The sequence below is a fragment of the Devosia sp. genome (assembly GCF_041917035.1).
Classification (GTDB): domain Bacteria; phylum Pseudomonadota; class Alphaproteobacteria; order Rhizobiales; family Devosiaceae; genus Devosia_A.
The window spans coordinates 19,263-27,610 of the sequence record NZ_JAYRYM010000026.1 but is presented as its reverse complement, the minus strand read 5'-3'; the positions used below and the strand labels follow the sequence as shown (position 1 = coordinate 27,610).

The window sequence follows — 8,348 nt, the reverse complement described above, 5'->3', positions numbered from 1 at the left end:
GCTGGGCTTTTCCGACCAGCTGCCCAAGGGAGCGGACGGCACCCGGCAGATGGCCGCGATGTTCCGCCGGGGCGGCAATGTCGGCATGCTCGTCGACCAGCACCTCGCCCAGGGCGTGCCGGTCCCCCTGTTCGGCCGGCCGGCGATGACCGTGCACAGCCCGGCCATCCTCGCCATCGATCTCGATCTGAGCGTGGTGCCGTTCGCCGTGCGCCGCGACCAGGGGGTGCACTTCACCGTCGTCTTTCACCCTCCCATCCTGCCGCCCGGCAGCGGCAACGAGGGACGCGACGTCCTCGCCATGACCGCCGCCCTCAACGCCTTCGTCGAGGCCGAGGTGCGGGCGCGGCCGGGCCACTGGCTGTGGATGCATCGACGCTGGAAGCCGGTCCCCGAGCTGTCGCGCCGCGCCCTGCGCATTTTCGCCGAGGCCGGCGCCGAACCCGGCGAGACCGGCGTGCCCTGGCCCTCCGATGGCTGACCTCGTCGACACCGAACGCTACCGCTTCGAGCCCGCGCAGCTGGCCGTGTCCGAGCGGCGCCCCGGCATCAGCGCCTTCATGCGCATCCGCGACGGCGCCTTCTCGCTCGAGGCGGCGATCCGCAGCCACATCGGGCATTTCGACGAGATCGTCGCGGTCCACAACCGCTGCACCGATTCGACGCCCGACATCCTCGCCCGCCTGGCGCAGGAATACGGGCCGCGCCTGCGCGTCTTCCACTACCTGCCGCCGGTGTTCCCGCCGGGGAGCGACGGGCATCGCCGCGAGCCGGCCAATGCGCCGCGGAGCCTGGTGAACTACTACAATTTCGCCCTGACCCGGACGCGCTTCACCCATGCCACTAAGCTCGACGACGACCATGTCGCGATGGGCGAGGCCACCGCGCGGCTGGTGGCGGATGTGCGCCGCGGCGGGGCGGGACGCGAGATGGCGTGCTTTTCCGGCCTCAACCTGGCCCGAGACGAAGCCGGGCGGCTCGGGATTCTGGCGCGCGAGCCGTTCGCCGGCAGCGGCGATCACTGGATCTTCCCCGTCCGGCCCGACACCTACTTCGTCCACGACCGGCGCTTCGAGGTGCTGCACCATCCCGGCCTGTCGCGGCGCTTCCGCGGCTTCGCCTACTGGCACCTCAAGCACCTCAAGCCCGAGTTCGGCTTCGCCAACTACGATCTCGCCGCCAATCCGCGCAGCCGCTACGCCAGGCGGCTCGCGGCGCTGCGTGCCGGGCACGCCGTGATCGACCTGCCCGAACTGGCCGCGACCGCCATCCGGCGCCTGCCGCTGGCCGCCCGCCTCGCCCGGCTCGGCCTGCCCGCCCCCGACCGCGATCGCCTGATCGCCGGCCGGGCGGAAGAGGCGGCTATGCGCTTTGCATCCGCCTCGCTCGGGCAGCTCGCCGCGGGCGATCCCTGGCTCGCCCCGTTCATCGCTCAGCCCGGATAGCGCGCGAACAACGCGGCGAGGATCGAGCCGGGCGGCGGTTCGGTGGATTTCAGCCCGCTCAGCTTCTCGTTCCACAGGTGGATCGTCAGGCTGCGCTCGGTGACGATGTCGCCCAGTTGCAGCGTCGGATCGTAGAGGCGCTCGGCAACGCGCGGGTGGAGCGGGTAGAACACCTCGGCTGGCCGCGCCGCCTGCGCCAGCCCGTGGCGCCTCGCCAGCGCGGTCATTGCCTTCGGCCCGAAGGTGCCGCGCGGCAGCTCCCACGGCGCGACCCGCCGGCCGATAAGGGTCTTCAGCCGGGCCGCCGGGGCGCGATGGAACGGCGTCCAGTCCGGCGTGCGCCCGCTGGCAAGGATCGCCAGGGCGTCGGCAAGGATCGGCGAATCCGGCGCGAGACGCAGCACGGCATTGTTGATGTAGTCCGCCGATTCCCAGCCGGCGACGAAGTCGCCCTCGACCTCGAACGGGCGCAGGCAGGCGACGTCCGTATCGACCCAGAGCCCCGCCGATCGCTGCATCAGGCGGAGGCGGAAATAGTCGGCGAACAGCGCCAGGGCCGGCGGCGTCCCGGCGATCCGCTGCAGGTCGGAGGCGGGGACCACCGTCGCGGCATCCCGGCGCTCGACTCCCGGCGGCAGGTTGCCGATCTCGCCATAGCCGTAGAGGGCGACCGGGTGCCCGTGGGCGACGAACGAGGCGAGGCACATGCGCTCCATCCGTCCCAGCGCCGGCCCCACCCACAGGGTCACGATCTGCGTCGTCACGGGACGGACTGGCGGCGGGGCAGGGGAGACATTTCGATTTCGTCCGATCCGTGATCTAAGCTCGGTCCATCGTTAGGACGCTTCCCACCTTGCAGCAAGCCAGACCCAGCCACCCGGTCGCAATCCGCCGCCTCGCCCTCGCCGTGGTGATCGTGGCGCTGCTGGTGAGGACGACGATCGGGGCCGTCGTCGGTCTCGACGGCGACGAGGCCTACTACGCCATGTGGTCGGTCTGGCTGGCGCCCGGCTATCTCGATCATCCGCCCGGCGTCGCGCTGTTCATCGCGGCGGGGCGGCTGCTGCTCTCCGACACCTATCTCGGCGTGCGGCTGTTCGCCCTGCTGGCTTCCCTTGCGACCACGGTGGCGCTCTACCGCATCGCGCGGCTGCTCCTGCCGCAGCCGGAAGCGCCCGCGCTCGTCGTCATCTGGTACACCCTGACGCTGACCGTCGGCATCAGCTTCGTTGCCACCCCCGACGCGCCGTCGACCCTGTTCTGGACGCTGGCGCTCTGGTCCGCGGCCGAGGCGATCTCGGGGCGGCGGCCCGGCTGGTGGCTGGCGGTCGGCCTGTTCGCCGGCCTCGGGCTCGTCTCCAAGTACACCAATGCCTGGCTGGGGATCGGTCTGGCGCTCTACCTGATCGCGACGCCGACCGGTCGGGCCGAGCTGTGCCGCTGGCAGCCCTGGGCCGGCGGACTGCTGGCTCTCGCCGTGTTCTCGCCGGTCCTCTGGTGGAACGCCGTGCGCGAATGGCGCTCCTTCCTGTTCCAGGGCATGCGGGTGGTTTCGGTCGAGGACCTGTCGGGCCGCTCCATCCTCGAGTCGCTCGCCGGCCAGTTCCTCGTCGCGGGGCCGATCCTCGTCGTGGCGACCGCCCTGGGCCTCGGCTGGTATGCGCTGCGCGGACGGCGGACCGCGCCGGGGTTGGCCCTGCCGGTGCTGACGACGCTGCCGGTACTCGCCTATTTCGCCGTCCACAGCCTGCATTCCAAGGTCGAGGCGAACTGGCTGCAGCCCGCGCTGCCGGCGATGACGCTGATCGGCACAGGCTGGCTGCTGACGGCGGTGAGCCGCCGCTGGCTGCGCGTCACCCTGCTGGTGGGGCAGGCGGTCTTCGGGCTGCTGCTGGTCGGCTTCGTTTCGATCCAGGCCCTGCTGCATCCCTTCGATCTGCGGGACCTGGACCGGACCCGCCACCTGCGCGGCTGGGCGGAGTTGTCGGCTTCGGTGAGGCAACTGGCCGACGAGGTCGACGCCAGGGCCATCTACACGATGGGACAGTACCAGCTGACCGGGGAACTGTTCTTTCACGGTCGGGCCGCCGGCGATCCGCGTCCCGTCCGGGATATCGCGCAGCCGGTGCGCTATGAGTTCATCCCGGCGCCGGAGCGCCGGCCCCGGCTCTTTCCGGCGGTGGTAGTGGTGCCCTCCGGCAGGCAACCGGCCCCGACCCTGGACGGCGGGTACTTCGCGCAGTCGCGCCTCCTCGGCAGGCTGCTGCGCGGGGCGCCCGCGGACTCGCCCTCCGCCTACGCGGTCTACGCCGTCGAGGCCGCGGGCCCCGCATTCCCCGACGAGTAGGGCGCAACCGGATCGCGGACGAAGGCCACGAACACCATGGCCATCATCACGTACTGCACCGTGTGGAACTCGAAGCCGAGCATCAGGAACGTCATCTGGAAGACGAAGTACCCAGCGCAAAGGGTGACCGCGAGATAGAGCCGGCTGACGAACTGGCGATCGCGCGGCGTCATCAGCACGGCGACCACCGGGATGATCGAGAGCAGCGCGAAGCTGATCAGCCCGACGAGCCCGGTTCCGACGGCAAAGCTCGCCGCGCCGTTGTGCAGGTGCCGGAACGCCTTCATCGTCTCGACCTGGTCCGCCGGCACATGCGGCAGGATGGCCGGCACCATGTCGAGCCAGCCATGGCCGAACAGCGGAGCCTCAAAGAAGGCCTCGACCGCGCCGGCCAGCATGATCAGCCGCTCTTCGGCCGCATGGTCGATCCGGCCGCCGGAGAAGGCGCGAAGGGCCACCTCGAAGCCTTCGACCGCCCGACCGAAGCCCAACTGCGGAGCCAGCGCCGCGGCCGCGACGAGCAGGACGACGAGCGCGGCGGCACCGATCAGCATCCATCCCCGGCGCCGGCTGACGGCCAGCAGGAACCCGAACGCCACCAGCAGCAGCACCGGCGCTCCGATCAGGGCGCCGCGGGTGCCGCTGAGGACTGCCGCGATCAGTCCGAGCAGGGGGCCGAGCAGGAAGGGGAGGCGCTTGTGCGGTCCGGGCGCGAAGAAGCCCGCGAGCGTCATGAAGCCCAGCAGCATCGTGGTGAAGGCGTAGTGGAAGACGTTCATGATCGGCTGGCCGACCCGGTCGTAGCCGAGCCCGAACACCTGGATCACCGCCAGTCCGGTCGCCCCGATCGTTCCGGCGAGGCACAGCCAGCCGATCAGCACTGCCGCATCGGGTCGGGCCATGCGCGCGAACTGCCAGCGCACGGGAACCGCCAGCAGCAGCGGGCTGAAGTTGAAGATGAACAGCAGGTCGTACCCGTCTTCCGCCGACACGCACAGGGCCAGCGCGATGGCGAGGAAAGCGCCGACGAAGACGGGACCGATCGGGCTGGCCGGAGCGAGCCGGCGCGACGTCGGCACCGAGCGGCTCAGTATCGCCACCAGCGCGGCGATCAGCACCAGATAGGTGTCGATGCGCCCGATCACGCAGGGCAGGACGAAGATCACGACGAGCAGCGTCCAGTTGGCGATGGTCACCTGCCGCGGCAAGGGCGGCTGCAGCGGCGGGCTCATGGGTGGTCGGGGCGTGACTTCGCAATCTCGTCGAGCGCGATCAGTTCGCGCAGCAGGCTTTCGAGTGCGTCGCGCGGGATCATGTTGGCTCCGTCCGACGGGGCGCTTTCGGGGTCCTCGTGGGTCTCGATGAAGACCCCCGCCACTCCGACGGCGACCGCCGCGCGGGCAAGCACCGGCGCGTACTGGCGCTGTCCGCCCGAGGAGTCGCCGCGGCCGCCGGGCTGCTGCACGGAGTGGGTGGCATCGAAGATCACCGGCTTGCCGGTCTCCGCCATGATCGGCAGCCCGCGCATGTCGACCACCAGCGTGTTGTAGCCGAAGCTGGTGCCCCGCTCGGTGAGCAGCACGCCCGAGGCGCCGGCCCGATCGAGCTTGTCGGCGACGTTTCGCATGTCCCAGGGGGCGAGGAACTGCCCCTTCTTGACGTTGACGACCCGGCCGGTTTCGGCGGCGGCGACCAACAGGTCGGTCTGGCGGCAGAGAAAGGCCGGGATCTGCAGGATGTCGACCGCCTCGGCGGCGATGGCGCATTGCGCGCGCTCATGCACGTCCGTGGTCACCGGCAAACCGGTCTCGGCCTTGATCGCGGCGAAGATCGGCATCGCCTCCTCGAGCGACATGCCGCGGAAGCTCCGGGCGCTGGTGCGATTGGCCTTGTCGAAGGATGACTTGTAGATCACCGCGACGCCGAGGCGTTCGCCCAGCTCCGCGAGGAACTGCGCGCTGCGCAACGCATGGTCGCGGCTTTCGATCACGCAGGGGCCGAGGATGAAGACCAGCCGGTTGTCACCACCAATCCGGATCTCCCGGCCGCCGGGTGTGTCCAGCTTAACTTCCTGCATGTTACGAACTTTCACTCACTAGTCTGGCCGCCGGTCCCAGTCCAGCAACCGAATTCGGCTGTCACTGTCAAGTTCTATCAAGCCATAACTTCCGGTGCGAAGCTTGTAGTTGCCGATCTTGTCCACTGATTTTGGTTCGAGCGCCAGCACTGCCAGGCGCGCCGCGCCGTTACTGGTAACGAGCAGGACCGCATCACCTGAAGGCTCGGTACTCAGCCGTGCCGCAAAGTCGCGCCAACCCGGCCTCCGCCAGTCGGCCCCGGCGTTCCAGCCGTCGGGAGCGATCCCCTTCTCGTCCCACAGCGCGAGCGCCGGATGGCCGATGCGGGCGACGACCTCGTCCTCCGTCCGGTTCTCGTCGGGGCCGTGATCGATCTCGGTCAGCAGCGCCAGCGTCTCGAGCCCCGGCGGGCGCTGCTGGCGGGCGAGGATCGCCGCCGCCGTCGCTCGCGTGCGCTGCAACGGGCTGCTGAAGGCGCGCGCGAAGCCGACCCGTCCGGCGAAATGCCCGGCCAGCGCCTCGGCCTGGGCGAGGCCGGTCGCGGTCAGCGGCAGGTCGGTCCTCGCCCCGATCCGCCGCGCTGGTTCGCCGGCCTCGAAGGTGTTGCCGTGTCGCACGATGTAGAGCAGCGTCACGCCCGCCTCGGCCAATCGGCGAAGGGGTCGCCGTGCTCGGCGATCAGGCGCTCGGCCCGCTCGACATCCGCCGGGCTGTCGATCCCGCTCATGGTGATGCGGGCGGGGGCCACCTCGACGGCGCGGACGTCGAGGCCGATCTCGATCAGGCGCAGCTGCTCGAGGCCCTCGAGCTGTTCGCTCCGGGTCGGCGGCGCCGCCTCGAACGCCTCGAGGGCCGCCGGCCGGTAGCAGTAGAGCCCGACGTGCTGCAGTACCGGGGAGAGCGCCGTCTCGGCGCGCAGCGCCGCCTCGTTGCGCATGAAGGGGAGGATGGCCTTGGAGAACCACAGCGCCCGCCCGTCCTCGGCGCGCATGCAGGTGGTCCCGCTCGCCGGAGTGGTGCGCTTGTGGACGCGCAGCGCGTCGAGGCGCGCCCAGTCGAGGCGCACCACCGGCGTGGTGACGTCGGCGCCGCCAGCGCGGGCGGCTGCGAGGATTTCGACGACGTGCTCCGGCGCGGTGAACGGCGCATCGCCCTGCAGGTTGACCACCAGCTCGTAGCGGCGCCCGGTCGCCCGCATCGCCGCGAGCGTCCTGCCCGAGCCCGAGCTGATGGCGGGGCTGGTGAGGACGGTTTCAAGGCCCCAGCCGGTTGCCGCCGCGACGATCCGCTCGTCGTCGGTCGCGACGAGCACGTCGACATTGCCGGTCCGCGCGGCCGCCTGGTGCGCGACCGCGGCGACGCGCCGCAGCAGGGGCTGGCCGGCGATCGGGTGGAGCGGCTTGCCGGGGAGGCGCGTCGAGCCGAAGCGGGCGGGGATGACGATCAGGTCGGTCACGTCAGGCGAGACCGACACGCAGGCAGTCGTGCAGGTGGACGATCCCCACCGGCCGGCCGTTCTCGGCGGCGAAGATCGCGGTGATCCTGGGGGTGACGCCGGTCATCCGGCGCAGCGCCTCGCTCAGCAGCGCTCCCGCCTCGATGGTGCGCGGGGCGTGCGTCATGATGCTGGCAGCCGTCTGGTCGAGCAGGCGTTCGGCCATGTGGCGGCGCAGGTCGCCGTCGGTGATGATGCCGACCAGCCGGCCATCGCCGTCGACGACGCCGGTGCAGCCGAACCCCTTGGAGGTCATCTCGAGGATGGCGCTACCGACGCTGGTCTCGGGCGCGACCAGCGGCAGCCGCTCGCCGGCATGCATCACCTCGCCCACCGTCAGCAGGGCGCTGCCGAGCGTGCCGCCGGGGTGGAAAACATGGAAATCGGCCGCGCCGAAGCCGCGCCGCCGCAGCAGCACCACCGCCAGTGCATCGCCGAGCGCCGCCATCATGGTGGTCGAGGTGGTCGGCGCCGAGGTGATGTCGCAGGCCTCGTCGGCGGCGGGCAGCCGCAGCACGATGCCGGCCGCCCGACCGAGGCGCGACTGCGGGTTCTGCGTCACCAGCACCAGCGGAATGCCGAAGCGCACGCAATAGTTGGCCAGATCCTCGAGTTCGCGCGTCTCGCCCGATTTCGACAGCATCAGCACCACGTCGCTGCCGGTGATCATCCCCAGGTCGCCATGGCTGGCATCGGCGCCATGGACGAACTGCGCCGGGGTGCCGGTCGAGGCCAGCGTCGCCGCGATCTTCCGCGCGATATGGGCGCTCTTGCCCACGCCGCTGAGGACGACGCGCCCGCGCGCCTGCTGGATCAGCGCGACGGCCGCGGCAAAGCTGCCGTCCAGCGCCTCGGCAAGCCGTTCGAGCCCGGCGGCCTCGAGGCGGATGGCGGCGCGCGCTTCGTCGAGGACGAAGGCCTTCAGGCCGGCATCGATGGCAGTGGAAGGGCGCACCTCGGTGGAGTAGCAGCAATCGCAAAGC

9 protein-coding genes are annotated in these 8,348 nt (G+C 70.9%); 3 read left to right on the top strand and 6 right to left on the bottom strand.

Annotated features, from left to right (window positions below; all coding sequences use genetic code 11):
* Positions 1–481, top strand: a 481-nt coding sequence (locus ACE3TU_RS05085; protein WP_374621050.1) for a lysophospholipid acyltransferase family protein, incomplete at its 5' end; no start/stop codon positions are given.
* Entirely contained in the window at positions 474–1,445 is a 972-nt protein-coding gene (locus ACE3TU_RS05080) for a hypothetical protein (protein ID WP_374621047.1), read from the top strand. The genes ACE3TU_RS05085 and ACE3TU_RS05080, both read left to right, overlap by 8 nt.
* On the opposite strand, the gene ACE3TU_RS05075 is transcribed toward ACE3TU_RS05080, so the two are convergent.
* Positions 1,433–2,209 carry a hypothetical protein gene (locus tag ACE3TU_RS05075; RefSeq protein WP_374621044.1) on the bottom strand — a complete coding sequence of 259 codons (777 nt, stop codon included), beginning with the start codon at positions 2,207–2,209 and terminating at the stop codon, positions 1,433–1,435. The two genes, ACE3TU_RS05080 and ACE3TU_RS05075, sit on opposite strands and share 13 nt — an antisense overlap.
* A gap of 89 nt (positions 2,210–2,298) precedes the next feature.
* Between ACE3TU_RS05075 and ACE3TU_RS05070 the strand changes: the two genes are divergently transcribed.
* Positions 2,299–3,792, top strand: coding sequence for a glycosyltransferase family 39 protein (locus ACE3TU_RS05070; protein WP_374621041.1), 1,494 nt, complete (start codon positions 2,299–2,301; stop codon positions 3,790–3,792).
* Here ACE3TU_RS05070 and ACE3TU_RS05065 read toward each other — a convergent pair.
* Genes ACE3TU_RS05065 through ACE3TU_RS05045 form a run of 5 tightly spaced genes read right to left on the bottom strand, consistent with a single transcriptional unit; the run spans position 3,750 to position 8,320 of the window.
* Entirely contained in the window at positions 3,750–5,024 is a 1,275-nt protein-coding gene (locus ACE3TU_RS05065; protein WP_374621038.1) for an O-antigen ligase family protein, read from the bottom strand. The two genes, ACE3TU_RS05070 and ACE3TU_RS05065, sit on opposite strands and share 43 nt — an antisense overlap.
* Positions 5,021–5,869: a 3-deoxy-8-phosphooctulonate synthase gene (gene kdsA / locus ACE3TU_RS05060; protein ID WP_374621053.1), complete on the bottom strand. Its 849-nt coding sequence runs from the start codon at positions 5,867–5,869 to the stop codon at positions 5,021–5,023. The genes ACE3TU_RS05065 and kdsA overlap by 4 nt, the downstream gene beginning before the upstream one ends.
* 18 nt (positions 5,870–5,887) lie before the next feature.
* Positions 5,888–6,505, bottom strand: coding sequence for a histidine phosphatase family protein (locus ACE3TU_RS05055; protein ID WP_374621036.1), 618 nt, complete (start codon positions 6,503–6,505; stop codon positions 5,888–5,890).
* The gene (gene kdsB, locus ACE3TU_RS05050; RefSeq protein WP_374621033.1) at positions 6,502–7,344 is read right to left on the bottom strand and encodes a 3-deoxy-manno-octulosonate cytidylyltransferase; all 843 of its coding nucleotides are present in this window, start codon (positions 7,342–7,344) and stop codon (positions 6,502–6,504) included. The genes ACE3TU_RS05055 and kdsB overlap by 4 nt, the downstream gene beginning before the upstream one ends.
* Positions 7,328–8,320, bottom strand: a complete 993-nt coding sequence (locus tag ACE3TU_RS05045) for an SIS domain-containing protein (protein WP_374621030.1) — start codon at positions 8,318–8,320, stop codon at positions 7,328–7,330. The genes kdsB and ACE3TU_RS05045 overlap by 17 nt, the downstream gene beginning before the upstream one ends.
* Between the last annotated feature and the right edge of the window lie 28 nt (positions 8,321–8,348).

Coding starts and splice junctions, on each gene's coding strand:
- ACE3TU_RS05080 (WP_374621047.1), top strand. CDS start 474: ATGGCTGACCTCGTCGACACCGAACGCTACCGCTTCGAGCCCGCGCAG.
- ACE3TU_RS05065 (WP_374621038.1), bottom strand. CDS start 5,024: ATGAGCCCGCCGCTGCAGCCGCCCTTGCCGCGGCAGGTGACCATCGCC.
- kdsA (WP_374621053.1), bottom strand. CDS start 5,869: ATGCAGGAAGTTAAGCTGGACACACCCGGCGGCCGGGAGATCCGGATT.